This is a genomic window from Listeria sp. SHR_NRA_18, assembly GCF_003856515.1.
GTDB lineage: Bacteria > Bacillota > Bacilli > Lactobacillales > Listeriaceae > Listeria_A > Listeria_A newyorkensis.
The window spans coordinates 700,379-724,469 of the sequence record NZ_QPKR01000001.1; the positions used below are offsets into that span (position 1 = coordinate 700,379).

The following is a 24,091-nucleotide window of genomic DNA, read 5'->3' on the forward strand; positions in this document are numbered from 1 at the left end:
TATAGACAGGATAACTAAAGGAGTAGGATGCAAAATGATGAATGGATATGCACGATTAAATGACCCTTTTCAAAATAAAGGTACAGCGTTTACAGTGACAGAACGCGCGGAATGGGGCTTGGACGGCTTGATTCCCGCGACAATCGAGACGCTAGAACAACAGGCAACGCGTATTTATGCGGCTTTACATAAAAAAACGACACCCCTCGAGAAACATCTGTTTTTGATGACGCTTTATAGTGAGAATCGGACGCTATTTTATAAAGTAGTGATCGATCATGTGACGGAGTTGATGCCGATTATCTATACGCCAACGATTGGTGACGCGGTGATGCACTATCACGAAAACTGGGAAAACCCGCAAGACGCGCTGTTTTTGCAGGCAGATAGTGCGCTCGATTTGGTTTCGCTTTTCCAAAATAATGTTCCGAATCCTGAGAAAATAAAGATGATTGTCGTGACGGACGGGGAAGGCATTCTTGGAATTGGCGATTGGGGCTTGAACGGGGTCAGCATTGCGATTGGAAAATTGGCGGTCTATACGGTTGCGGCGGGGCTTGCGCCAGATTGTGTGTTGCCGATCGTCATCGATGCTGGTACGAATAACAAGGCCTTGCGCGCCGACACTCGCTATTTAGGAAGTCGGACGCCGCGCTTAGAGACACCTGCATATGATACATTCATCGCCCGTTTTGTGGCTGCCGTCAAAACTTGTTTCCCAAAAGCCGTACTTCATTGGGAGGATTTCGGACGAGACAACGCAAGCCGAATTTTAGAAACGTATCGTCAAGAATTATGCACGTTTAACGACGATATTCAAGGAACTGGCGCGATGGTTGTTGCAGCGGCCCTTGCTACTACGCGCGTATCAAATTTACCGCTGAGCAAACAACGCATTGTGATTTTTGGTGCTGGGACGGCGGGCATCGGTATTGCCGATCAATTGGTCGCAGAAATGGTCGCCAATGAAGGCTTAACCGCCGAACAGGCAAAAGCTCGTTTTTACTTGGTGGATCGCCCTGGCTTGGTGATATCCGACTTGCCAAACCTAACTGCTGGACAGCAAAAATACGCGCGTGACACTGCCGATTTTGCAGAGAAATTAACGAACCTACTCGCGATTGTGCAACATGTGAAACCGACGATGCTGATTGGTTGTTCTGGCGTAACGGGTGCCTTTTCAAAGGAGATTGTACTGGAAATGAGTCGCCATGTCGAACACCCTGCCATTTTGCCTCTATCGAATCCGACAAAGCTTGCTGAGGCTACTGCGCGCGATTTAATCAACTGGACAAAAGGGAAGGCGCTTGTCGTGACTGGGAGCCCTTCTGAGCCTGTTTTGTTTGATGGCCATACTTATTTTATCGGACAAGCTAACAACGCCCTACTTTATCCTGGGCTCGGCCTCGCAGCAGTGATTACCGAAGCTCGCGAAATTACGGACGACATGTTAGCCGCTGCCAGTCACGCCGTTGCTACACAAGTTGAAGATGTCAGCACAATCGGCGCGGCCTTACTCCCACCAGTTGCGACGTTACGCGACACATCACACGCTGTTACACTCGCCGTTGTGGAAAAAACAATCGAACTCGGATTAAACAAACGCGCGATTTCAAATCCACTGGAAGCTGTCAATGAAGCAATTTGGCTTCCTCAATATAAGGAGTGAACGCCCATGTTGGATACGCGATTAAAAAAACTAGTCACCGATGGCATTGTGCCAGGCATTTCCTACGCCATCATCACACCTCATCGCACAAAACAACATGTTATCGGTATGAAACAACTCATCCCTGAAAAAGTAATGCTAGAGCCAGACGCCGTCTACGATATCGCATCCTTAACGAAAGTCATCGCAACGACAACTCTAGTTTTGCAGCATATCGAAGCTGGACGCTTGCACCTAGCTGATAAAGTACACGATTTCCTACCAGATTTTCGCTATCCAGAGGTCACGATTTTGCACCTTTTAACACATAGTTCTGGTTTGGCAAAAAATATTCCTGCGTACACCATCGAATCAAAAGAAGACGTCTATCGTTACTGTATAGCGACGCCACAAGCCAATCCGGCGGGAACAGATGTCACCTACGCAGACGCCAATTTTCTACTACTCGGCTATATCGTGGAGCAGCTAGGCGGCGATTTAGAGGCACAAGTCACACGCAACATCTTGACACCGCTCGCCATGCGAAACACGAGCTACCATCCCACTTCACCAGAATCCTGCGTCCCAACCGAAGACCACCCAAATCGCGGCGTTATCACAGGTACCGTCCACGATTTCAAAGCTTGGCAAATGGATAGCGTCGCAGGTCACGCCGGCTTATTCAGCAATCTCTCAGACCTGATTCATTATACAAAAGCACTGCTTCATGATGGCGAACCAATTCTCAGCAACGAAAGCATCACCAATATCGCCAAAAACTACACACCAGATTTAAATCGTTCACGCGGCCTCGGCTGGGATTTAGTCCCGTCTACGGATCATTTCGCTATGTACCATACCGGTTTCACAGGCACTTTCATCGTCATCGATTTGCAACACAAAACAGCGCTGATCGTCCTCACAAACCGCGTACATCCGAGCCGAGATAATGCGATTTTTCTAGAACGTCGCGACGAAATCGTAGAACAATTCATGCAAGACTTAGGAGGAAAAACATGACAATCGAAGAATATATAGACGACATAGCACCCGATAAAAAAGACGCTTTTGCTAAACTTATGCACGTGGTGGATGCCAACATTCCAGCCGGTTTCGAAAAAGAAATCCAGTATGGCATGCCTTCCTACGTTGTTCCAAAATCCCGTTACCCCGATGGTTACCACTGCGATTCAAATCTTTCGCTTCCCTTTTTCGCCATCGCAGCGCAAAAACAACACATCGCTGTATACCACATGGGAATTTTCGGCAATGAAGCCCTTTTAGACTGGTTCCAAACCGAGTATCCTAAACATATGACCACCAAACTCAACATGGGAAAAGGCTGCATTCGATTCACAAACCCGAAGAAAATCCCATACGAACTGATCGGCGAGCTATCAAGTAAAGTCACTGTGGATGATTGGATTAAACAATATGAAACGACCATGAAAAAATAAAAGTGGAGGCAATCCCAATTTTTCTAGGGGAAACTGCCTCCACTTATTATATTTGTCTTAGCGCAATGCCGCATTGACTCCCGCCAAGCGCCCTGTCACAAGCGCACACGTAATATTATAACCACCCGTGTATCCATTAATATCTAATATTTCGCCACAGAAAAATAAACCTGGCATCAACTTCGATTGCATTTCTTTCGGCATAATCTCCTTCACAGAAACACCGCCCCCCGTCACGAAAGCCTTCTCGAAATCCAGCGTCCCGTTCACTTGGAATGTAAATTTCTTCAATGTTTCGATGAACGCCTGCCATTTTTTCTGTGCAACCGAAATACAATCAGCATCGATATCAATTTCCGCGCGTTCCAATAAAAACAATAACATCCGCTCTTGCATTACCGATTTCAACGCATTTTTGACGGCCTTTTTAGGATTATCCTTCACGAGCCCCATCACTTCCTGCTCCAATTCCCCTTTTGATATATCTGGAAAAAAGTCAATCATCATCGTTAGTTCCGGAACCGCGAATTTCTTCAAACCTTGAATCACGAATTGGCTACAGCGCAATGCTGCTGGACCCGACACCCCAAAATGCGTGAAGATCATGTCCATTTGATGCGTAATAATCGGTTTTCCTTTTGGATTTAGAACCGAGAGCGCCACGTCACGTAGAGAAATGCCTTGCAGCACTTTGCTCTTGATAAAGGCCTCGCGCGATGTAATTGGAACCTCTGTCGGATATAATTCCGTAATCGTATGCCCAGCCTCGCGCGCCCAGGCATAGCCATCTCCCGTCGATCCTGTCCGCGGTACTGATTTGCCACCAACAGCCACAATCACAGCTCGCGCACCGATTTCTTGACCATCCGCAAGCGTAATGCCCACAACCTGCCCTTCTTGGTAGTTCACACGCTTCACTGGCGTTTTCATATAGATTTTCACGTTTAGCTTATCGAGCCGTGAAATCATCGCATCAGCCACTGAACGCGCGCTGTCAGTCACAGGGAACATCCGACCATGATCCTCTTCCTTCAAAGCCACCCCTAATTTCTCAAAAAAGGCGATGATATCTTCATTATTAAATTCCGAAAATGGACTATACATAAAGCGCCCATTCCCCGGTATATTCTTGATAATTTCTTCCGCAGGCTTGCGATTCGTCACATTACAACGCCCACCGCCCGATAAAATCAGTTTTCTACCTAGTTTTGGCCCTTTTTCAACGAGCAGAACCCGCTTATTTTTCTCCGCCGCCGCGATTGCCGCCATCAAACCCGACGGACCACCACCAATAACAATTACATCAAAATCCATCCAATCATCCTTCTCCCCATCAAAAAACGCCCATTACAGAGCGTTTTTCTAATTCTAGTTTCGATTCATACCTGTAAAAATTAAGATCAATCTCAAAAGCTCCAAAACGGCTACTGCCATCGCTGCAACGTATGTCATTGCGGCTGCACTTAACACTTTACGAGCTTGTGGTAATTCGTCTGATTCGACAAGACCAAGTTGATTGATTTGTACGAGTGCACGTTTTGAAGCGTCAAACTCGACTGGCAATGTAATTAACTGGAACAATACACCAATTGCCATTAAAACAATCCCTATCAACATTAAGTTTGGTAATGTCGCCAACATCCCGATAATCAAAAACACCCAAGAGGCATTCGAACTAAACATCGTAATTGGGACAAGTGCCGAACGAAAACGCATAAACGAGTAGTTCTCCGCATCTTGAATCGCGTGCCCCACCTCATGTGCCGCTACCGCTGTTCCTGCAATTGAACGACCATTAAAGTTCGCCGATGATAGAAACACCGCTTTTTTCCTTGGATCATAGTGATCGCTTAGCACGCCACCAGTTTCATGCACCGGCACGTTTGACAAACCGTTCGCATCCAAGATTTGACGCGCCACCTGAGCTCCAGTCAATCCCGTGCGTATTGCCACCTTCGAATAATGCGAATAAGTGCTTTTGACACGATATTGCGCCCATAAAGGTATTAATGCCACAATCAAAAAATAAACGATATACATTTGAATACTCATCTTAAATCCCCATCCTAACTACTACGTATTACCTTAATTATATAGGAGAAAACGCCAAACCTCAACAACTTTTAGGCTTCATGAGGAAATTCTAATTTAAAGGCACCCTTTTTCAGCGTTTTTTCATAAACCGTCCATAAAACGAAAATCGTCAGCCAGAATGTGCAGTATCCAATCGTCGTTATGTACTGGTCAAGCCCTCCATAAATCGGCATCTGGCCAAATAAGTAGTCAATGACATCATTATGTAACACCCAAATCGCTGCGATTGCAAAATGCTCACACTTAATCCTGTAAAATGGCGCATAAACCAGTCCCTGCACTGCCATTAAACCATGCGACGTAAGCAACATCAAACTCATCGTATCCAAGTACCCCAAATTTATCATGTAAGCAATATTCATCCCAACAGCCCATAATCCGTATTTCACCAAGCAAACAAACGCCAGCGCCTCCATTAGCGGCCAATGTTTCTTCGCCAGCCAAGCCATCAAAACAAATACAAAAAATAAAATCGCCGTCGGACTATCCGGCACAAAAATCCAAAATCGTGGTTCTGTAATTTTCAGTTGAGGAACGTACCAAATATACCCATACACAGCCCCCAACAAATTGACAATGAACAGCAACCGCAAAAACGACCTGTTCGCCAAATAACGATACATCCTGCACCCCCATAAGAACTCTCTTTTCCCATAATACCAGACTTCCTCCTCAAACGAAAAACAAAAGCACCTATCCAAAAGGACAGATGCTTCTCAAATTAGCTATATTGTTTAAACTGCTCCATCAAACTCTGGAATCGTTCCTCGTCGTGCGCATCCAACGCCTCATCGATTTCAAGCAACAATTTCTCTTTTGAAAAATGTTCCACAACCGTGTCCAAGAACTGCGCCGCGATTTGCTTCTCCTTATCCGAAATCTGTAGCTCTTCAAACGGATTATCCTCGCGCACAAAAGCGTAACGAGGAGAAGTCAAGCTTTCCGGGAAATGCAACTGAATATAAATGTCCTCATCCCAATTCAAACGAATATCATGAAACGCCTTCTCTGGATCCGTCGTCACAATATTCCCCTTAAAGAATCGAAACGGCTCGTCATCCACTCCGAGAGCAGTGAGCACAAGTCCACGAGGGCACCCTTCTGCATTATCAACGAAGTGAACATATTTCATAATTTGGTCATGACCTGCAATATAATTTAGAATCCACATCGATTCTCTAATTTTCATTTGATGCTTATTTAACAACCATCTAACAAATTCCTTCTTGTCTTCAATGCTAATTGATGCTTTCATTTCACTCACTCCTTCCCATCAAAGTGGGGATTAATAACCTAATAAACTTAAAATCTCTTCATCACCGGGCTCGAGTGTCAAATACATGGCCAATACTTCTTCCGACTTCGCAATATCGCCGTCTTCGCGTAAAAATAAGCCATATTCCTTCAAGAATGTCGCGTTTTCGCTAAAATGCGGATGCGCTAATTCATAGTTTTCTTTTGCTTTATTATAGATATCCAGCTCCTGATATGCAACACTTACGTCCCAGAAAATTTGCGGTTCCGTGACAATTTCGCGTTCTAACGATTCCACGAGCTCTACAATGCCCTCATGATCATCTTTTTTCAGCAAAATTTTATTCACTTCTAAAATCGCATCGATGAACTCTGGATCAAGCGCAATCGCCTGACGGAAATAATGTTCCGCATCCGCCGCCCGATCGTTTTTCCAAGCCAATTTTCCAGCTTCCAAAAACATTTCTTTATTGAATTCATCCTGCTTCAAACCATCGACCAATGCTTCCAGCGCTTTATCTGGCTCGCCATTTTCCTCGTAGCTCTTAGCAAGGTACGTGTAAAGTGTCGTGAATCCCGGATCGTGCTCTTTCAAGCGTTCTAAAGCTGAGATTGCCTTCGTGTAATCCCTCGCCTGAAAACTCGTCAAACCAAGTCCAAATAGCGTATTAACGTCCTCTTGTTCCGCAATCGCCTTCTCATAATAGCTAATCGCCTCTTCAAAAGAACCACTGCTCGCCAAACTCTCCGCAATCCGTTCAAAAATCTGACTACCCGCAATTTCCGTCACGCCCACATCAAGCACCGCCTGATAACTCTGCACCGCCGACGCAAATCGTGCCGTTGACAAATAAAATTCACCCAATGCAAAATCAATCACAGCCTCATTTGGAAGCAAATTTTTGGCCTGCTGTAACTTCGCTTCTGTCACTTCAAAAAGCCCCTGCATCTGATACAAATCTGCGAGCACTAGCAAGCTCTCCGGGTACGCTTCGTCCTGCGTATTGACCTGTTCCAAATATTCCATCGCCGTCTCGATATCATCCTTCTCAATCGCGACCTCTGCTGCACGAACCAATAATTCCCCTTCGTCCTTATACTTCGCAAGCAAAAGTTCATACAAATCTTCCGCTTCCTCCAAGAAACCCAGTTGCATCAATTGTTCCGCTAACCAATACTGCTCCTCATCCGTTCCATCTTGTAAGGCTTGCTTAAAATATTTCTGCGCCTCAGGCAAGTTTTCCTGCTCTAAAGCCGCTAACATCTGCTCTGCAAATTTCATTAGTAATCTCCTCACATCTATCCTAGTTTCGTAGGCTTATTATAACGGAAAGGTCAAAACAAGTCAAACAGTCTTTCTCCGACCCCCGTTTACTTATTCGCCTGCTCAATCAAGTCAAATAACACTTTATTCTTATATACCCGTTCTCGCCCAATCATTTCCGAAATAAGAAAACCGTGCTCCTCCAACTTTTGCAAATAAGTCACCGCAGTCCGTCGAGAAATATTTAGATGTTGTTCCACATATATAATCTTCGTATAAAATTCATAAAACAGTGTTTCGACTAGCTCCTTTGAGTATAATTTAGGCAACTTCTCCTTCAACGCCTGCCCGTACTCAGCCATTGCCTCCGTAATCGAACGAATGATTTTTAGCGTCTCTTGCGCCGTTTCTTCTACCCCTTTTAAAATATACACCACCCACTCCTCAAAGTAAGCGCTATCCTGCTGTATTTTTAGGAGTAACACGTAATATTCTTTCTTCGTACGCAAAATATACTTGCTCAAATAAAGCACCGGACTCTCGAGTAGTCCCATCAATACAAGGTACAATATATTCAAAATTCTCCCACTACGCCCGTTCCCATCGTAAAATGGATGAATTGCCTCGAACTGGTAATGAATAAGCGCCAACTTGATGAGTGGATCCGTGCCGTCATCCAAATTAATATACTGCTCCAGATCCGCCAGTAAATCTCTAATTTCCAATTCTGATTGTGGTGGCGTGTAGATGATCTCATCTGTCGTTACGTTTTTGATAGCCGTACCAGGGACTTTACGAATCCCCGTTTTGCTATTTTCAATGATGCGTTGGATATGTTCGATGAGAGCCGTTGTGATGATGTCCCGTTTTAAGATATACTGATAGCCTTCCCAAAGCGCGTGTCGATAGTTGAGCACTTCTTTCGTAGCGGCGTCACGCACTTTATCTTTGGACATCGCTTGATATAAATCGTCATGTGTCGTGATAATTTGTTCGATTGCCGAGCTATCTTTGGCTTCATTAAGTGTCATTGCATTAATCAGGATGTACTGATTCGGTATCGTCGCGGAATATCCTTTTAATTCTGCCAAGGCACGATTCGACTTTGCCAATTGCTTATAAATGGTTACTGTATCTGTGTTTACGTTGTGTTTAGGCAATTCTAATAGCATTTGAGTCCGTCCCTTCTCTTTCTTTAAGTATAGCACACAAAGCATAATGCGTGCAAAAAAACTTAATTATTGCACACATTATAAAAACGTGTGCAAAAGTTGCACACGTTTTTTCAACTTAATATAAAGAAGCTACATCCTCAAAAAAAGTGGGATAAGAAACTTTGACCGCTTCGGCATTTTCTAACATTACATCAGAATCTGCAAGCAATGCTGCAATTTGCAACATCATTCCCATACGATGATCGCCGTAGGATTTTACGGTTGCACCATGCAAGTTTTGTTGCCCCTCGATAATCATACCATCTTCTGTCCCAACGAGTGCCACACCCATTTTCGACAGTTCTGTAACGACAGCATCAATACGATTCGTTTCTTTCACTTTCAATTCTTCTGCGTCTTTAATGACCGTTCTTCCCGTCGCTTGGGATGCCAATAACGCAATGACTGGCAATTCATCGATGAGACGCGGAATAATGTCGCCACCTATCTCAATGCCCTTTAAATCACTCGATTCAACGGTAATCGTTCCGGCCGGCTCGTCCCCAACTGCGCTTGTTTTTTCAACGGTAATTTTCCCGCCCATCGCTTGGACAACATCGATAATCCCTGTTCGCGTTGGGTTAATGCCGACATTTTCTAGACGAATTTTGCTGTTGGGAATGATTAATCCCGCGACAATGAAGAACGCTGCGGAGGAAATATCGCCTGGAACAACGACTTCCTGGCCTCGGAATTTCTGACCGCCAGAAACACGAATCGTCAGGTCATCCACTTCGATTTCCCCACCAAATTGGCGTATCATTTGCTCGGTGTGGTCGCGCGTCTTTTCTTTTTCGATGATTGTTGTTTCACCCTCTGCTTGTAGTGCCGCAAAAATAATTGCGCTCTTCACCTGTGCACTAGCAACGGGTAACGTGTATGTCATGGTGTCAAGCTTTGTTCCAATCACTTTTACCGGTGCAAAATTAGCTTCCTTCGCTTCAAAAGTCGCACCCATTTCGCGCAGTGGCTTCATCACCCGGCCCATCGGACGTTTTGCAATCGATGCGTCACCCTCGATTTTCGCGTCAAACGAACGCCCAGCTAAAATTCCCAACATCAACCGAATCGTCGTTCCTGAATTGCCTACATCCAGTGTTTCCGCTGGTTTTTGCAAGCCGTCCCAGCCTCTACCTTGCACCACTATTTTTTCTGGCGTTACGTCAATTGTCACACCTAGCGCGCGAAATACGCCAATCGTGCTCAGGCAATCTTCTCCCATTAAAAAGTTAGTCACCGTCGTTGTACCTTCCGCCAAAGCACCAAACATAATGCTTCTGTGAGAGATCGACTTATCTCCTGGAACTCGAATCGTCCCATTTAATCCTTGCTTATTCGTAATTAACTGCATCGTTTTCCCCCTAAAAGTGACATTGGTAATGACTATATTTCTCGATACAACGCTTCGCACGTTCGCGGTCTTTTTCATTTTGGAATGTAATCTGCAAAATCCCCATGATGTCTTCGCGTGTTTCTAGAATTTTAATATTAATCAAGCTAATTTCTTCTTGCGCAAGAAAACCAGTGACCTCAGAAATGACACCTGGATAGTCAGGCACATCGACAAACAAGTCGTAAAAAGATGGAATCGCGCCTTCTTGATGGACCGGCAACGAATCTCGAAACTCTTTCGCCGTATCGAAAAATTGATAAATCGCGTCGCTATCTTCTTTTTCCAGCATATCAATCGCTTCGTTCATACCGTCGCGCCAATTTCCAAGTAGTTCGCGTAACGTGTCTTTATTCGAAAGCGAAATATCCGTCCACATCGTCGGATCAGAAGAAGCAATCCGCGTAATATCGCGAAAACCACCTGCCGCTAAACGAAACGCCGCGGGATGTTCTTGCGTAAAAGCACTCGTCTGATTTACAAGTGCCGCCGCCACAATATGCGGTAAATGACTCAGCATCCCCGTAATATTATCATGCTCCGCCGCCGACAACTCCAAGAATTTCGCATTCGTACCTTCCAACCATTCTCTCAAAAGGGCCACATGCTTTGGGTCCTCGTCCTCACTTGGCGTCAACAAATAATACGCATTCTCAAACAATAACGATTTCGCAGCAGTCACGCCACTTTTGTGCGAACCCGCCATCGGATGCCCACCAATAAATGTATAGCCTGCCTCTTGAATCGCCGTCGCATGTTGCATCACCCGCATTTTCGTGCTACCTGTATCCGTGATGAGCAAACTATCTTTCAGTGGCAGTCCTGGTAACTCCGTTAAAAATTGCTCGGTTTGCTGCACTGGGCAACAAAAAACAAGCAAATCCGCACGCGCAATAACATCCGCCAAATTCGTCGTTCCCTCATCGATAATGCCAAGCGAATCGCCTGCTAAAATCGTTTGTTCTGAAATATCGACACCAATAATATGAGCCTGCGGATGTTTCGCACGAATGCAAAGTGCGATAGATCCACCAATCAGACCAAGTCCGACGATAACGACTGTTCCTTTCATCCTTCAAAACCCCTTACTTTACTAATTGTTGCAGCAACGTAATCACCGCTGCGTTTTCCGCTGCTTTTCCGATCGTTATCCGTACCGCTGTTGGGAATCCAAGCGCCGAGCCAGAACGCACAATATAGCCATTCTTTTCTAAATAGCGAAACACATCGTTTGCCGGTTGCCCGATATCGACTAGGACAAAATTGCCTTGTGATGGGTACACGAAAACCGCTTCATTTTGCGCTGCGAAGGCTTCATATTGTTTTCGACCAGTCGCATTTTCCATACGACATTTCTCAATGAAATCCTGATCCGCCAGTGCAATCTGAGCTAATTTTTGCCCCATTGTCGTCGTGTTAAACGGCGGCCTCACAATGTTAATTTGGTTAATAATTTCGGCGTTCGCAATACCGTAACCAACGCGAGAACTAGCCAGACCGTAAATTTTACTAAATGTGCGCGTGATAATCAGATTCGAAAACTCATAAATCAGCGCTGTATGTGTCTCTGGTTGCGGCTCTACGTATTCTATATACGCCTCATCTAGCACCACTAAAACGTCTTTTGGAACTTGACGCAAAAAGTGAATAATCGCATCTAGCGCTATGTAATTTCCAGTCGGATTATTCGGATTGCAAAGCCAAACGATACTCGTCGTTTCATCGATAGCCGCAAGCATTCCTGGCAAATCATGATCACCATTTTTCGTTAACGCGATTTCTCGGACTTCTGCACCTTCAATGCATGCGTTTTGACGATATTGCGGGAATGTTGGCGCGGCCATGACCGTGCTCGTTGAAGGAGACAACAGCGTGCGCGATAGTAACGCAATCAACTCATCGACGCCACTCGTGAAAATCAGCTCGCTCTCTTTCACACCATGATACGCTGCAAGTTGCGCTCGTAAATCAGACGCCCAGCCATCCGGATAGATTTCCACACTCACATCCACGTGCTTCAAGTAATCCGCTACTTTTTCAGAAACGCCATGTGGATTTTCATTCGAAGACAGTTTTGTAATTTCCGTCAGGCCTAGTTCCGCCATGACTTGCTCTTCCCGTTTTCCTGGTTTGTATGAATGTAAGCCGTTTAATGTTGTTTTCCATTTCATTCCTGTTACCCCCTACTTCGCCAAATCTGGTCGTAAAACCCGTGCACCTTCTAAATAAATATGAGCCACATCTTGTTGCCCGACTTCGCCAACCTCCGCGTTCACCATTAAGCGAATACACATCGCCAGTGCCCCTGCTACTGGAATTTCCATCACACCCATAATTGGTACAAACTGAAATCCAGCTAATTCACGAATTGGTTTGGCAGGAAACGCCGCATCAATATCACCCGTTACCGATGTCAAAACAGATGATATCGCTTCTGGTGTCAAATCATTTTCCGTCACGATTGCCTGAAATAACTCAATTGTTGCCTTGTAAATCGCTTCCGGCGTATTCTCCGTCACTGTTGTTGCCCCTCTAATACCTCTGATCATTTCTCTACGCCTCCTGACTCACTCTTCTAAATGTTGCCTCTATCACATCATCCGACACTTTTTGAATTTTCGGTTTGCCAATTTCTTCAAGCAATATCATTGTTATTTCGTTAAATGTCGTCTTTTTATCATGCTTCATATTTTCTAGCAAAACAGCAAAATCAAGATTCGCCGGTAAGTGTACATCATATCCCAACGCCGCAAGCCATTTGAGCAGTCCCTCTTTATCAAAAGTCAGACCTAACAACTGCTCACTCATGTCCAGCGCGTAAACCATCCCGAACATAATCGACTCCCCATGAAGCCATTTGCCAAATTCGCCGTACGCCTCAATCGCATGCCCCATCGTATGCCCAAAATTCAAATATGCGCGCACCCCTTGCTCCGTCTCATCCTGCGACACAATCTCCGCTTTAATCTCGATACCGCGCGCAAGATAGTTCGTCAAATCCACGCGATACAAATCCATCGGCGTTTTGTACGTTGCCATCAATTCCACAAGCAACGCCGGATCCTGAATCAACGCATGCTTCACCAGCTCCGCAAAACCAGAACGCATCTCCCGCTCCGAAAGCGTCCCCAGTAAAGACGTATCATAAATCACGGCCTCCGGTTGATAAAAATTCCCAACCATGTTTTTGCCTAGCGGATGATTAATCGCAACTTTCCCGCCAACCGCACTATCATGCGCCAAAACGGTCGTCGGAATTTGATAAAACGCAATGCCTCGCATATACGTCGCCGCAACGAAACCACCAAGGTCTCCAATCACGCCACCACCAAAAGCAAGCAAGACCGATTTGCGATCCAGACCAATCTCAATCGCCTTCGTCATAGCATCCTCATACACCGCAAATGTCTTCGCTTCTTCACCAGCAGGCGTCACATAATACGAAACCTTTTCAAGTGGCGCCAATAATTCGTTCATTTTTGCCATGTGAATTTCCGCGACATTCGCATCCGTCATCACAAACACCTGCGAAAAACGGCTCAGCTCTGCAACCAAGCTTTCCGCCTGCTCACGTAGTGCATTCTGACTGATATAGACTGGGTACACCTTATCCTTCGTCGTCACCGTGATTTCTGCCATTTTTAAAACTCCTTCGTCATAGCGCGATGCTCTTCCACATGCGCCCGTAGTACGTCAAAACGATCGCTATCAAATTTCTCCAAAATCGCTTGCGCTACTTCCCATGCAACAACCGCTTCCGCGACAACACTCGCCGCAGGAACCGCACAACTATCAGAACGCTCCACACTCGCGTTAAATACTTCCTTCGAGTCAATATCCACACTTTGAAGAGGCTTGTATAACGTCGGAATCGGCTTCATAACACCGCGAACCACAATCGGCATCCCGTTCGTCATTCCACCTTCAAAACCACCAAGATTGTTCGTGCGTCGCGTATAACCATCTTCCTCCGACCATAAAATCTCATCCATGACCTCACTACCAGGTTTACGCGCCGCTTCAAAACCAACGCCAAACTCCGCGCCTTTAAACGCGTTAATGCTCACGATTGCCTGCGCAATTTTTGCATCGAGTTTGCGATCCCATTGCACATAACTTCCAAGCCCCGCAGGCACGCCGCCAACGACAACTTCGACAATGCCGCCAATCGTATCGCCATTTTTCTTCGCTTCATCGATTTTCTGCTTCATCTCTTCCTCTTTTGCCGTATCCAAACAACGCACTGATGACGCCTCAGAAATCTCTTGAATCTCCTTGATTGAGTAATCACGCGTCAATTCCGCACGCACGCCACCAATTTCGAGCACATGTCCAGCGACTTCGATACCAAGCTCTAGCAATAATTTCCGAGCAATCGCACCAGCCGCCACACGCACCGTTGTTTCACGAGCCGAAGAACGCTCCAATACATTGCGCATATCACGATGTCCGTATTTCATCCCACCAACCAAATCTGCATGACCTGGGCGTGGACGAGAAACTTTCCGCGACGCCTCTTTTTCCGCAGGTACCGGCTCAATACTCATCACCGTTTCCCATTTTTTCCAGTCTTTATTTTCCACAAAAATAGCAACAGGCGAGCCCATCGTTTTACCGTGACGAACACCTGCTGAAATTTGTGCACGATCCGTTTCAATACGCATCCGCGCCCCGCGTCCATGTCCACCTTGACGTCGCTTCAAATCCCGATTAATATCCTCCGCCAAAAGTGGCATCCCCGCTGGCAATCCCTCAATAATCGTCGTAAGTCCTGGGCCATGTGATTCTCCCGCTGTTAAATATCTCATTTTTCAACTTCCTCTCCATCTATTTAATCTTTCCTCTATTTCAAAAATAAGCATCGTCATTTTAGCGCTTTAAAGTGTATGTGTAATATCATATCATAATTTGCCACCCACGTAAACAGGAAAAGCATCAAAACGCACGAAATACACAAAAAGCGCTCCTATTTGGAAGACTTGCGAACTTCCGGCTCTTTCCGTACATTCCGGTTCACTCCAATCTCCAAATACAAACGCCTTCGCATCATTACCTATAACCACATATCTATTGCTTTATCATACGACAGCAACTCTTCTGCTTTGAAAAACAAACCAATCTCGCGCACCGCACTTTCGACCGAATCCGAACCATGAATCACATTCCGATTCATATGTACCGCGAAATCCCCGCGAATCGTTCCCTGCTCAGCTTCAAGCGGATTCGTTTTGCCCATCATGAGGCGCGCAATCGCAACTGCCTCGTCGCCTTCCCAAACCATCGCAAAAACTGGACCAGACGTAATAAATTGCAAGAGGTCTGGAAAGAATGGCTTACCGACATGTTCCGCGTAATGTTGTGTTGCCAATTCTTCATCGATGCGCATCAACTTTGCACCAACTAATTTGAGTCCTTTTTTCTCCAAGCGCGCCACGACTTCACCAATCAAGCCACGCTCGACACCATCCGGTTTTACCATCAAATACGTTCTCTCCATCTTCCTACCTCCTAGTATTTTCTCTTATCCAAAAATTGCACAATCTGCTTCAACGGTTTCAGTTCCTTCGACGGCGGAAACTCCTCTAAAATCGCAATCGCCTTTTGCAAATAGCTCTCCGCGACCGCTTCTGATTTCTTAATCGCTCCGGATGCCTTGATTTCCGCAATAAACGCTTGCATCTCATCCTTTGTCGTCTGCTCCGTAATCCCGCGCAACTTCACCCGAAAAGCCTCGTCCTCCATTGCAAAAAATACTGGCAACGTAATATTCCCTTGTCTTAAATCGTCCCCAGCTGGCTTACCAAGTGACTTCTCTGATCCAGTAAAATCAAGAACGTCATCCGTAATTTGGAACGACATCCCGACATAATACCCAAACAAAAACAGTTTTCGATGCATTTTCGGATCCAGTTGTGCTACAATTCCACCCAGCTGGCAACTCGCCGCAATCAAAAGCGCTGTCTTTCGCTTAATCCGGCGCAAATACGTCCGCACATTTTGATTGAAATTATATTTGGCGCGCAATTGTTCAATCTCACCAACAGCGAGCTCCACAGTCACATTCGAAAGCACTTGATGCGCCTCTGGATTCAGGATTTTTGTCATATATTCCAGTGACTTCGCAAACAAGAAATCTCCTGTATACATCGCAACATGGTTTCCCCACTTCGATTTGATTGTTGGTCGGCCGCGCCTCACATCCGCATCATCCACAACATCATCATGCACGATCGAGGCCATATGTATTAACTCTACTGCCACCGCCGCCTGCTCTACCTGATTCCATTCAAACTGACCAAGTCTCGCTGTGAGGCACACAAAAATCGGTCTAATCCGTTTTCCGCCAGCATCTAGAAGTTGTAAAGCCGCCTCCTCAATCAAAGGGGCCTGTTCGGATGCAACAGCTCTGCGCAATTCCTCTTCGATCGCTGCAACATCCGCCTGAATATTAGAATATAGAAAATTAAGTTTCATCTGCCCCACCTATTGTTCTTTCTTTTTGTACCCAAAATGCGTCGCGCTTGCCCCACCACTATGCGGAACGTAACGGACATGATCGAATCCAGCGTCTTGGAACATATCAGCTAATTTTTTCATACCAGGGAAACTTCGTGTTGATTCTTCCAACCACGCATATTCCTCATAGCTTTTCGCAAACAATTTACCCATCAAAGGCATCATATGGCGGAAATAAAAGAAGAATAACTGATTGTAACCTGGAATCGTCGGCGTTGATGTATCCAAACAGGTCAACAAGCCACCTGGTTTCAACACCCGATACATTTCACGCAAAACCGTCATATAATCCGGCACGTTACGCAAACCAAAACCAATCGTCACGTAGTCAAACGAATCATCCGCAAACGGCAATTCCATCGCATTCCCGTGCATTAGCGTAATATTAGAATACGGCGAGTCCAGTACTTTTTCTTGACCGACCGCCAACATATTCTCACTAAAATCCAGACCAATAACCGAACCTTCCACACCTACCGCTTCCGCCATCGCAAGCGTCCAATCCGCCGTCCCACAACAAACATCAAGCGCTGAGGAACCAGCCTTCACGCGCATAAACTCCATCGTTGTTTGACGCCATTTCGCATGTAAATGAAAACTAATCAAGCTATTCATTCGGTCATAGCTAGGAGAAATTTTTTCGAACACATTATGAACTTTCTCTTCTTTCGTCTCTATCATACCCATCATTTCTCCTCTATTGTCCGAGTAGCTCTTGCAAACGTTTCTCTGTCATGTCAGAAATAACTAACCCGTCTATATTTGCCTTGATTTCAGCCTTCAATGTCACAATCAAATCCTCTAACCACATTGCAAAATCAGCCTGTGCATTTAACGCCATATAGCCGTGTTCATAGGCCGCCTCAAACAGCGAGCTCCCAGTCACCAACCAATTTTTGCGTTCTTTCAAAAGGTATGTTAACAGAATCGCGCGTGCTCCAACAAACGTAAAAGTCTCATCGCACTCGAAATAAGTCGCAAACTTAGAAAAAATGGCCGCTTTTGACATCACTAAATGCGCTAAATAATCCTCATCACCAGTAATATGCAGCTGATAAAGGTTGACCTTCGCCTCATTCGTCTCCTGAACACCACGCTGTAAAGCCGCCAGCAAGTCAATCATGCCAAAATCAGCCAACGCCCGATAATACAGGCTACTATAGAAATCCCCAGCAAGCACCGTTAACTGCCGTTCTTGCCACGTCTTTTGCCTCACATCACTCGGCTCATCAATCCCATCATGCGTATCATGAGCTAAAATCACATATAGCGTCGCACCAATCACTTGCTGAGCCACACTATCCTCTAAATCAGTCCCTCTAATCGCCTCATGTAGCCACAACATCTGATCCTTGTCCATTTTTGGCCCATCAAAATTGTCACCCAAAAACCGATAAGCTGTCTGATCTAAAACAAGTGCCTCTACCTGCTTCAACTGCGCTACGCCACCTTGATAACTCATTTACAAAATCCCCTTCAAATCTCGTTTATCCTGTACCTTAAATTATACCATAACTCCTTCAAAAATCGCTATCAGCTTGGTTAGCCGTTTAATTCTTAATGAGCGCCATAACCTCACTACGCAGCTTATCATCGTTTCTAAAAGCCCCACGAACAGCGCTTGTAACCGTTCTAGCACCTGGTTTATTGACACCACGGATAGTCATACACATGTGCTCCGCCTCTAAAATAACCATAACACCAAGCGGTTTTAATTTATCCATCATAATTTCTGCTACCGTTGTCGTAATACGCTCCTGCAATTGCGGCCGTTTACTCACATCATCCACCACACGCGCAAGCTTACTAAGCCCAGCCACTCGACCATTTTGCGGCAAGTAAGCCACATGCGCCACACCAAAAAACGGTACTAAGTGATGCTCACACATCGATGAAAACCGAATATCTTTCACTAAAACAAGTTCCTCATGCTGCTCCTCAAAAACCGTATTAAAATGAACGGAAGGATCCTTTTGCAATCCAGAAAAAACTTCTTCATACATTCTTGCAACACGCATTGGCGTATCAAGTAATCCCTCACGTTCCGGATTCTCTCCAACCGCCTCTAAAATAACTTTGACTGCATCCGCAATCTTTTGTTTATCTATTTGCTCCATAATAATCCCCTTTATAACCAGTCTTTATCTACCTCGTTATTTTAACATAGCAAGCAAACCAGGTAAACGTTAATCACTCATAGTCTTGTTGCGACAACAGATAAACCGGCGACAAGCGCTTGCAATCAGCAAATGTAGTAGACTTCCGGTTCCTACATACAAAGGCATGTTCCACTTTGTTATGGTTCTTTGAAGGGAAGCCAATTAGAACCTAAATAGGCAAAAGAATGCATTGAATTTGCCATCCTCGTTCCGCCAAAATCGGGGAATACAAACACCATTGCTCGTTTTTTTGTGAACTAGTAAACTTGAATTTTAGCAACAAAAAAAGGAATTCCGGAGAACTCCTTTTTTTGTGCTTAAAAAGTGTATGTAGTTATTTAACAGCTTCTTTAAGCGCCTTACCTGGTTTGAATGCTGGAACTTTGCTTGCAGGAATGTCAATCTCTTCCTTCGTACGTGGGTTGCGTCCTTTACGGGCAGCACGTTCACGAACTTCAAAGTTACCAAATCCGATTAATTGAACTTTTTCACCTTTAGATAAAGAAGTTTGGATAGTTTCAAAAACAGCTTCTACAGCTTTAGCAGCGTCTTTTTTAGAAAGATCTGCAAGTTCTGCTACGCTATTTACTAAATCAGTTTTGTTTGCCATTGTTTTTTCACCTCCTTAAGAGAATAATACCAAATGAGCAGGTCTTCCTTAACACTTGTATTATCCATTTTCCAAAATAAGCTAAACTTCTATGGAAATTCTAAGAAGAATTTCGGCTGGAATGGCGTTTTATCGCCGTTTCAGTGATTCTGATAAAAGATTATCACATTATCCTTACAACTGCAAGGATTTAGAAGCGAAAAACTTTATTTTTTACAAAAAAGTCTCTCCATCATTCTCCTAGTCCTAGTTCTGGAAACGTGATTGTATCAAGCTGTTAAGCATAATACTAACGCGAGAGACCTATAATAGCAAGTAAAAACACACCAAATAAGAAAAATAGTTCAAATTCCTTAAAAAACGAGCGAAAATCGGCGCTTTTGCCTGACAACTCTAGGTTTCAACTACTATTATCCTTCTAACATCATAGACTGGAATTTTGCCTTTTTGGAAGCGCTAATCCCAATTCCTTTTTCTAAATAAGCATCTACCGAACCATATTCTTTTCTCATCTCATCAAATGCAATTTCTAAATAGGCGGGTTTTGCTTCTGCCATTGGTCGGAAATTCTCTAGTTCTATTTTTTTGGTACTCCCAGAGAAAGCCTCCACCAAACCTTGCATCTCACCTAAAATGGCATCCGCATATTGGTTCGTAAGCTCGTAATCCGCTAAAATCGTCTTTTCTGGTACATCCAGCAACTTCAGTAAAAGTGCGCCTAAAACGCCTGTGCGGTCCTTTCCAGCTGTGCAATGGAATAGAAATGGAAAATCCGCTTGATCGATAACATATTCCAAAATTTCGCGAAAACCATCTTTAGACTGCACGAAAACGCGATAGCTTTCTCCCATCAACGGTTCATAAACACGATGATCTTCTGGAATATCCATCTTTTGCGTTTCGCTCGACTCATTTTTAGCCGTTCCAATCGGAATATGACGGTTCGCAATGCCTGGAATAGACGGGGATGGTTTCGCCGTAATCTCAGACGTACTACGCAGATCACAAATCCACTTTATTCCCATCGTTTCGAGCGTTTTTTCATCCTTAGGCGTTAAATTGGTGAGGAGCGAAGAACGGTATAATTGCCCCCATTTCACTGTTTTTCCAGCTGTATTCACGTAGCCACCTAAATCTCGGAAATTGAAACAACCCTCTAGTGGAATAATTCGCTCCCCGATGACTTCCGTTGCACCATCTGGTTTTTGAATTGTGAAAAAGACTGGTAAATCCTCTGTTAAAAGTAGCAGATGTGTCTCTTGGTCGGTGACTAATAATTGTTTTTTGGAAGCGCTAGGCTCTGCTGTATGGCCCTGAAAAATCGTTGAACCGACTGGAATATCGCCTGGTGACCACGTAAGCGACAATTGCGTTCCTGTTCTTTGGACTTGTATCATTGTTATCCCTCCGAATTTGTATAGATTTTAACTCTATAGTAACATAAAACCTCCTACAAACGAATCTGCAGGAGGTTTTCAGCGTGTCGACAAACACTCATTGTTGGGGTTGTCCGAAGTAGAACGAGTTACAACTTCAATATGCAGGAGAACGAAGTGAGCCTGTAACCCTTGTTCGTTAAAAGCTCCGTTCCAGTGCTCTCGTACCTAAGTACGCTCCGCGCTGGTACTCGCTTTTGCCTAGAAACTAAGCATTGGTCGACACGCTAAAGTTTGGAGAAATATCGTATAAAGCAGTTTCTTCATCAATATTCTTCTTTTTCAAGCTTGCGATCGCGCCCCATCAGGCGGTCAACGGCAATCTGAGGGTCTTCTTTTTCAAATAGGACTTGGTAGATGGCTTCTGTGATTGGCATGTCAATATCAAGCTTTTTCGCCCATTGGTGAACGGCTTTGGCTGTGCGTACGCCTTCCACGACCATTCCCATATTTTCGAGCACGCGTTCTAAGCTCTCACCTTTACCAAGCATATTCCCTGCGCGCCAGTTTCTCGAATGCACGCTCGTACACGTAACAATCAAATCGCCAATTCCGGTCAGTCCATAAAATGTCTGTGGATCAGCACCAGCCGTTACGCCAAGTCGCGTAATTTCAGCCATACCGCGCGTCATGAGAGCCGCTTTAGCATTATCGCCGTAACCAAGGCCATCTGTGATTCCAGCGCCAAGTGCGATAATATTTTTCAAAGCACCTCCGATTTCAGCACCAATCACGTCTTCATTCGTATAAATCCGCAAATTGTTGTTTAAAAAGGCATCCTGCACAATTTCTGCTGCTGCTAAATCTTTACAACTCGCGCAAAGTGTCGTCGGATGATGACGGACAACTTCTTCGGCGTGGCTAGGTCCAGATAAAACAATGAGTGCAGAACGTTTCTCAGGTGCAATTTCTTCCTCAATTACTTGCGTCATCCGTAAGTTCGTATCAGGCTCGATACCTTTACTCACGTGTACAAGCAATGTCGGTTCTTTTAAGGCATCATTTAGTTGACTACAAACAATCCTCATAGCGCTCGTCGGAATCGCAATAACGACCATCTCTGCGCCAGCTAGGGCTTCCTCCAATACGAGCGTTGCCCGCATCTTCGGCGAAAGCGTCATATCAGGAAGATAATGTTGATTGGTATGCTTTGTATTCAGTTCCTCAACCACTTCTGCGTGATTTCCCCAAATAACAACATCATGCCCATTTTCAATCAAAACTAGCGCCAACCCAGTGCCCCAACTTCCAGCACCAAGAACAGCAATCTTTTGTTTTTTCGTCATTAAACCGTCACTCCTTTACATTGATCAAGTAGGAGCTACACTTCGCTTTATACAAATCGAGCGAAAGCGTTTGTATTCAGGAGATTCGGCGGAAGCCGGAAGCGGAGCGTACTGGTGTACGTGAGAACCGGAAGTCCGCCGAATCTCCTGAATGCGAGCGCTTGCCGCCGATTTACATAGTGTATGCTCTACACTAGTTACTTTCTTTGGCGTGCTATTAAGCGAATTGGCGTGCCATCAAACGGGAAGGCTTCGCGAATTCGGTTTTCTAGGAATCGTTCGTAAGAGAAATGCATCATTTCTGGTTCGTTTACAAAGACTACAAATGTTGGTGGTCTAACCGCAACTTGCGTCGTATAGTAGATTTTAAGTCGTTTACCTTTATCCATTGGTGACGGGTTCATCGCAACGGCATCCATGATTACATCGTTCAATAGACTTGATTGTACGCGTAAAGAATGGTTGTTACTGATGTCGTTAATCATTGGGAATAGGTTGGTCAAGCGTTGTTTCGTTACCGCTGACACGAAAACAATCGGTGCGTAAGATAAGAACAAGAACTGCTCGCGAATATCTTGAATAAACGCGTTCATTGTTTTCTCGTCTTTTTCGATAGCATCCCATTTATTCACGACGACTAAAATACCGCGCCCTGCTTCGTGTGCATAGCCCGCAATTCGCTTATCTTGCTCACGAATGCCTTCTTCCGCATTTAGCACAACTAAAACAACATCGCTTCGTTCAATCGCTCGCATCGCACGTAGTACGCTATATTTTTCCGTTGATTCATAGACTTTTCCGCGTTTACGCATCCCCGCCGTATCAATCATCACGTACTCTTGCCCTTCAAATTCATAAGGCGTATCAATCGCATCACGCGTCGTTCCAGCAACATCCGAAACAATGACGCGTTGCTCACCTAATAAAGCGTTCAAAATGGAGGATTTACCAACATTCGGACGGCCGATTAGAGAGAATTTGATAACATTCTCATCGTATTCTTCTTCCTCACGTTCTGGGAATTTCTTAAATACTTCATCAAGTAAATCTCCAAGCCCCAAGCCATGCGATCCCGAAATTGGGAATGGCTCGCCGAATCCAAGCGAATAGAAATCATAAATCTGATCACGCATCTCTGGATTATCGACTTTATTAATCGCTAAAACAATCGGTTTTTTAGATCTGTATAAAATTTTGGCCACTTGTTCATCGGCATCTGTTACGCCTTCACGACCATTCGTAATAAAAATGATAACGTCTGCTTCATCAATCGCGATCTCTGCCTGCGCCTTGATTTGCGCTAAGAATGGCTCGTCTCCTAAATCGATTCCACCTGTATCAATAATATTAAAATCACGTCCAAGCCAATCAGCCGAATTATAAATCCGGTCCCGCGTGACACCTGGAATATCCTCCACAATCGAGACACGTTCGCCAACGATGCGGTTGAAAATAGTGGATTTGCCGACATTCGGACGACCGACAATTGCTACTACTGGTTTAACCATTATTTCACCTTCTTTTTCTTTAAATTACTTCAGACTTTCTTTAGTTTAACAGTAAACACGCCTAGTATCAACTTAAATTTCACAAATAAAAAGCGGGGAGCTCGTAACACGTAAACAATACGTGATACGAGCTTCCCGCCCTAGCGGATAAAAAACTTTCAGCGTGTCGAGAAACACCCATTTTCGTCGTTAAAAGCTCCGTTCCGCTGCTCACATACCAAAGTATGTTCCGCTTCGGTACTCGCCTTTGCCTAG

Annotated in this window: 24 protein-coding genes; 3 read left to right on the top strand and 21 right to left on the bottom strand. The window is 44.8% G+C overall.

The features are described from left to right. The first annotated feature begins 34 nt into the window (after positions 1 to 34). The 3 genes from DUK53_RS03480 to DUK53_RS03490 are packed head-to-tail and all read left to right on the top strand — an operon-like array spanning position 35 to position 3,105. Positions 35 to 1,669, top strand: a complete 1,635-nt coding sequence (locus DUK53_RS03480) for an NAD-dependent malic enzyme (RefSeq protein WP_036130768.1) — start codon at positions 35 to 37, stop codon at positions 1,667 to 1,669. Between the two features lie 6 nt (positions 1,670 to 1,675). Continuing rightward, positions 1,676 to 2,668, top strand: coding sequence for a serine hydrolase domain-containing protein (locus DUK53_RS03485; RefSeq protein WP_036130767.1), 993 nt, complete (start codon positions 1,676 to 1,678; stop codon positions 2,666 to 2,668). Further along, a complete protein-coding gene (locus DUK53_RS03490; RefSeq protein ID WP_036093574.1) occupies positions 2,665 to 3,105 on the top strand; it encodes a DUF1801 domain-containing protein in 441 nt (146 codons plus the stop codon). Before DUK53_RS03485 ends, DUK53_RS03490 begins: the two co-directional genes overlap by 4 nt. A 57-nt stretch (positions 3,106 to 3,162) precedes the next feature. Here the strand turns inward: DUK53_RS03490 and DUK53_RS03495 are convergent, their stop codons facing one another. The 21 genes from DUK53_RS03495 to der form a co-directional block, all read right to left on the bottom strand. Next, positions 3,163 to 4,419 (bottom strand): BaiN/RdsA family NAD(P)/FAD-dependent oxidoreductase, encoded by a 1,257-nt coding sequence (locus tag DUK53_RS03495; protein ID WP_036093577.1) that lies wholly within the window; start codon positions 4,417 to 4,419, stop codon positions 3,163 to 3,165. Between the two features lie 54 nt (positions 4,420 to 4,473). Beyond that, a complete protein-coding gene (locus DUK53_RS03500) occupies positions 4,474 to 5,157 on the bottom strand; it encodes a zinc metallopeptidase (RefSeq protein ID WP_036093580.1) in 684 nt (227 codons plus the stop codon). 71 nt (positions 5,158 to 5,228) lie between these two features. Further along, complete coding sequence (gene lhaT / locus DUK53_RS03505) at positions 5,229 to 5,822, bottom strand: lipoprotein heptaprenylglyceryl N-acetyltransferase LhaT (protein WP_036130765.1); 594 nt, start codon at positions 5,820 to 5,822, stop codon at positions 5,229 to 5,231. Positions 5,823 to 5,920: 98 nt separating this feature from the next. Next, on the bottom strand, positions 5,921 to 6,454 hold the full coding sequence (locus DUK53_RS03510; protein WP_036093583.1) for a ReoY family proteolytic degradation factor: 534 nt from the start codon (positions 6,452 to 6,454) through the stop codon (positions 5,921 to 5,923). Between the two features lie 30 nt (positions 6,455 to 6,484). Further along, positions 6,485 to 7,735, bottom strand: coding sequence for a tetratricopeptide repeat protein (locus DUK53_RS03515; RefSeq protein ID WP_036093584.1), 1,251 nt, complete (start codon positions 7,733 to 7,735; stop codon positions 6,485 to 6,487). Positions 7,736 to 7,824: 89 nt separating this feature from the next. Next, on the bottom strand, positions 7,825 to 8,889 hold the full coding sequence (locus DUK53_RS03520; RefSeq protein ID WP_036130763.1) for a Fic family protein: 1,065 nt from the start codon (positions 8,887 to 8,889) through the stop codon (positions 7,825 to 7,827). 118 nt (positions 8,890 to 9,007) lie between these two features. Then, entirely contained in the window at positions 9,008 to 10,282 is a 1,275-nt protein-coding gene (gene aroA, locus DUK53_RS03525) for a 3-phosphoshikimate 1-carboxyvinyltransferase (protein ID WP_036130760.1), read from the bottom strand. 10 nt (positions 10,283 to 10,292) lie between these two features. Further along, a complete protein-coding gene (locus DUK53_RS03530; protein WP_036093590.1) occupies positions 10,293 to 11,393 on the bottom strand; it encodes a prephenate dehydrogenase in 1,101 nt (366 codons plus the stop codon). 13 nt (positions 11,394 to 11,406) lie between these two features. Further along, complete coding sequence (gene hisC / locus DUK53_RS03535) at positions 11,407 to 12,492, bottom strand: histidinol-phosphate transaminase (protein WP_036130759.1); 1,086 nt, start codon at positions 12,490 to 12,492, stop codon at positions 11,407 to 11,409. 12 nt (positions 12,493 to 12,504) lie between these two features. Then, a complete protein-coding gene (gene aroH / locus DUK53_RS03540) occupies positions 12,505 to 12,867 on the bottom strand; it encodes a chorismate mutase (RefSeq protein ID WP_052164876.1) in 363 nt (120 codons plus the stop codon). A gap of 7 nt (positions 12,868 to 12,874) precedes the next feature. Continuing rightward, complete coding sequence (aroB, locus tag DUK53_RS03545; protein ID WP_036093595.1) at positions 12,875 to 13,960, bottom strand: 3-dehydroquinate synthase; 1,086 nt, start codon at positions 13,958 to 13,960, stop codon at positions 12,875 to 12,877. 2 nt (positions 13,961 to 13,962) lie between these two features. Continuing rightward, positions 13,963 to 15,129, bottom strand: a complete 1,167-nt coding sequence (gene aroC, locus DUK53_RS03550) for a chorismate synthase (protein ID WP_036093596.1) — start codon at positions 15,127 to 15,129, stop codon at positions 13,963 to 13,965. Between the two features lie 245 nt (positions 15,130 to 15,374). After that, positions 15,375 to 15,818 (bottom strand): nucleoside-diphosphate kinase, encoded by a 444-nt coding sequence (gene ndk / locus DUK53_RS03555; RefSeq protein WP_036130754.1) that lies wholly within the window; start codon positions 15,816 to 15,818, stop codon positions 15,375 to 15,377. A gap of 11 nt (positions 15,819 to 15,829) precedes the next feature. After that, positions 15,830 to 16,795, bottom strand: coding sequence for a heptaprenyl diphosphate synthase component II (hepT, locus tag DUK53_RS03560; RefSeq protein WP_036093598.1), 966 nt, complete (start codon positions 16,793 to 16,795; stop codon positions 15,830 to 15,832). Positions 16,796 to 16,804: 9 nt separating this feature from the next. Continuing rightward, positions 16,805 to 17,518 carry a demethylmenaquinone methyltransferase gene (locus DUK53_RS03565; RefSeq protein WP_036130752.1) on the bottom strand — a complete coding sequence of 238 codons (714 nt, stop codon included), beginning with the start codon at positions 17,516 to 17,518 and terminating at the stop codon, positions 16,805 to 16,807. Positions 17,519 to 17,534: 16 nt separating this feature from the next. Beyond that, a complete protein-coding gene (locus tag DUK53_RS03570) occupies positions 17,535 to 18,299 on the bottom strand; it encodes a heptaprenyl diphosphate synthase component 1 (protein WP_036093601.1) in 765 nt (254 codons plus the stop codon). A gap of 88 nt (positions 18,300 to 18,387) precedes the next feature. Next, the gene (folE, locus tag DUK53_RS03575; protein WP_036093602.1) at positions 18,388 to 18,954 is read right to left on the bottom strand and encodes a GTP cyclohydrolase I FolE; all 567 of its coding nucleotides are present in this window, start codon (positions 18,952 to 18,954) and stop codon (positions 18,388 to 18,390) included. A 376-nt stretch (positions 18,955 to 19,330) separates the two neighbouring features. Further along, positions 19,331 to 19,606 (bottom strand): HU family DNA-binding protein, encoded by a 276-nt coding sequence (locus tag DUK53_RS03580; protein ID WP_003720260.1) that lies wholly within the window; start codon positions 19,604 to 19,606, stop codon positions 19,331 to 19,333. 410 nt (positions 19,607 to 20,016) lie between these two features. Beyond that, the gene (locus DUK53_RS03585) at positions 20,017 to 21,000 is read right to left on the bottom strand and encodes a tyrosine-protein phosphatase (protein ID WP_036131374.1); all 984 of its coding nucleotides are present in this window, start codon (positions 20,998 to 21,000) and stop codon (positions 20,017 to 20,019) included. A 308-nt stretch (positions 21,001 to 21,308) separates the two neighbouring features. Next, a complete protein-coding gene (locus tag DUK53_RS03590) occupies positions 21,309 to 22,328 on the bottom strand; it encodes an NAD(P)H-dependent glycerol-3-phosphate dehydrogenase (protein WP_036093603.1) in 1,020 nt (339 codons plus the stop codon). A gap of 197 nt (positions 22,329 to 22,525) precedes the next feature. Further along, positions 22,526 to 23,836, bottom strand: a complete 1,311-nt coding sequence (gene der, locus DUK53_RS03595; protein ID WP_036093605.1) for a ribosome biogenesis GTPase Der — start codon at positions 23,834 to 23,836, stop codon at positions 22,526 to 22,528. Positions 23,837 to 24,091: the final 255 nt, after the last annotated feature.

Coding starts and splice junctions, on each gene's coding strand:
- aroB (WP_036093595.1), bottom strand. CDS start 13,960: ATGGCAGAAATCACGGTGACGACGAAGGATAAGGTGTACCCAGTCTAT.
- DUK53_RS03495 (WP_036093577.1), bottom strand. CDS start 4,419: ATGGATTTTGATGTAATTGTTATTGGTGGTGGTCCGTCGGGTTTGATG.
- DUK53_RS03580 (WP_003720260.1), bottom strand. CDS start 19,606: ATGGCAAACAAAACTGATTTAGTAAATAGCGTAGCAGAACTTGCAGAT.
- lhaT (WP_036130765.1), bottom strand. CDS start 5,822: ATGTATCGTTATTTGGCGAACAGGTCGTTTTTGCGGTTGCTGTTCATT.
- DUK53_RS03570 (WP_036093601.1), bottom strand. CDS start 18,299: ATGAGTTATCAAGGTGGCGTAGCGCAGTTGAAGCAGGTAGAGGCACTT.
- aroA (WP_036130760.1), bottom strand. CDS start 10,282: ATGCAGTTAATTACGAATAAGCAAGGATTAAATGGGACGATTCGAGTT.
- DUK53_RS03500 (WP_036093580.1), bottom strand. CDS start 5,157: ATGAGTATTCAAATGTATATCGTTTATTTTTTGATTGTGGCATTAATA.
- DUK53_RS03510 (WP_036093583.1), bottom strand. CDS start 6,454: ATGAAAGCATCAATTAGCATTGAAGACAAGAAGGAATTTGTTAGATGG.
- DUK53_RS03520 (WP_036130763.1), bottom strand. CDS start 8,889: ATGCTATTAGAATTGCCTAAACACAACGTAAACACAGATACAGTAACC.
- DUK53_RS03590 (WP_036093603.1), bottom strand. CDS start 22,328: ATGACGAAAAAACAAAAGATTGCTGTTCTTGGTGCTGGAAGTTGGGGC.
- DUK53_RS03515 (WP_036093584.1), bottom strand. CDS start 7,735: ATGAAATTTGCAGAGCAGATGTTAGCGGCTTTAGAGCAGGAAAACTTG.
- DUK53_RS03480 (WP_036130768.1), top strand. CDS start 35: ATGATGAATGGATATGCACGATTAAATGACCCTTTTCAAAATAAAGGT.
- DUK53_RS03485 (WP_036130767.1), top strand. CDS start 1,676: ATGTTGGATACGCGATTAAAAAAACTAGTCACCGATGGCATTGTGCCA.
- hisC (WP_036130759.1), bottom strand. CDS start 12,492: ATGAAATGGAAAACAACATTAAACGGCTTACATTCATACAAACCAGGA.
- DUK53_RS03490 (WP_036093574.1), top strand. CDS start 2,665: ATGACAATCGAAGAATATATAGACGACATAGCACCCGATAAAAAAGAC.
- DUK53_RS03565 (WP_036130752.1), bottom strand. CDS start 17,518: ATGATAGAGACGAAAGAAGAGAAAGTTCATAATGTGTTCGAAAAAATT.
- ndk (WP_036130754.1), bottom strand. CDS start 15,818: ATGGAGAGAACGTATTTGATGGTAAAACCGGATGGTGTCGAGCGTGGC.
- der (WP_036093605.1), bottom strand. CDS start 23,836: ATGGTTAAACCAGTAGTAGCAATTGTCGGTCGTCCGAATGTCGGCAAA.
- DUK53_RS03530 (WP_036093590.1), bottom strand. CDS start 11,393: ATGAAAGGAACAGTCGTTATCGTCGGACTTGGTCTGATTGGTGGATCT.
- folE (WP_036093602.1), bottom strand. CDS start 18,954: ATGGAGCAAATAGATAAACAAAAGATTGCGGATGCAGTCAAAGTTATT.
- hepT (WP_036093598.1), bottom strand. CDS start 16,795: ATGAAACTTAATTTTCTATATTCTAATATTCAGGCGGATGTTGCAGCG.
- aroC (WP_036093596.1), bottom strand. CDS start 15,129: ATGAGATATTTAACAGCGGGAGAATCACATGGCCCAGGACTTACGACG.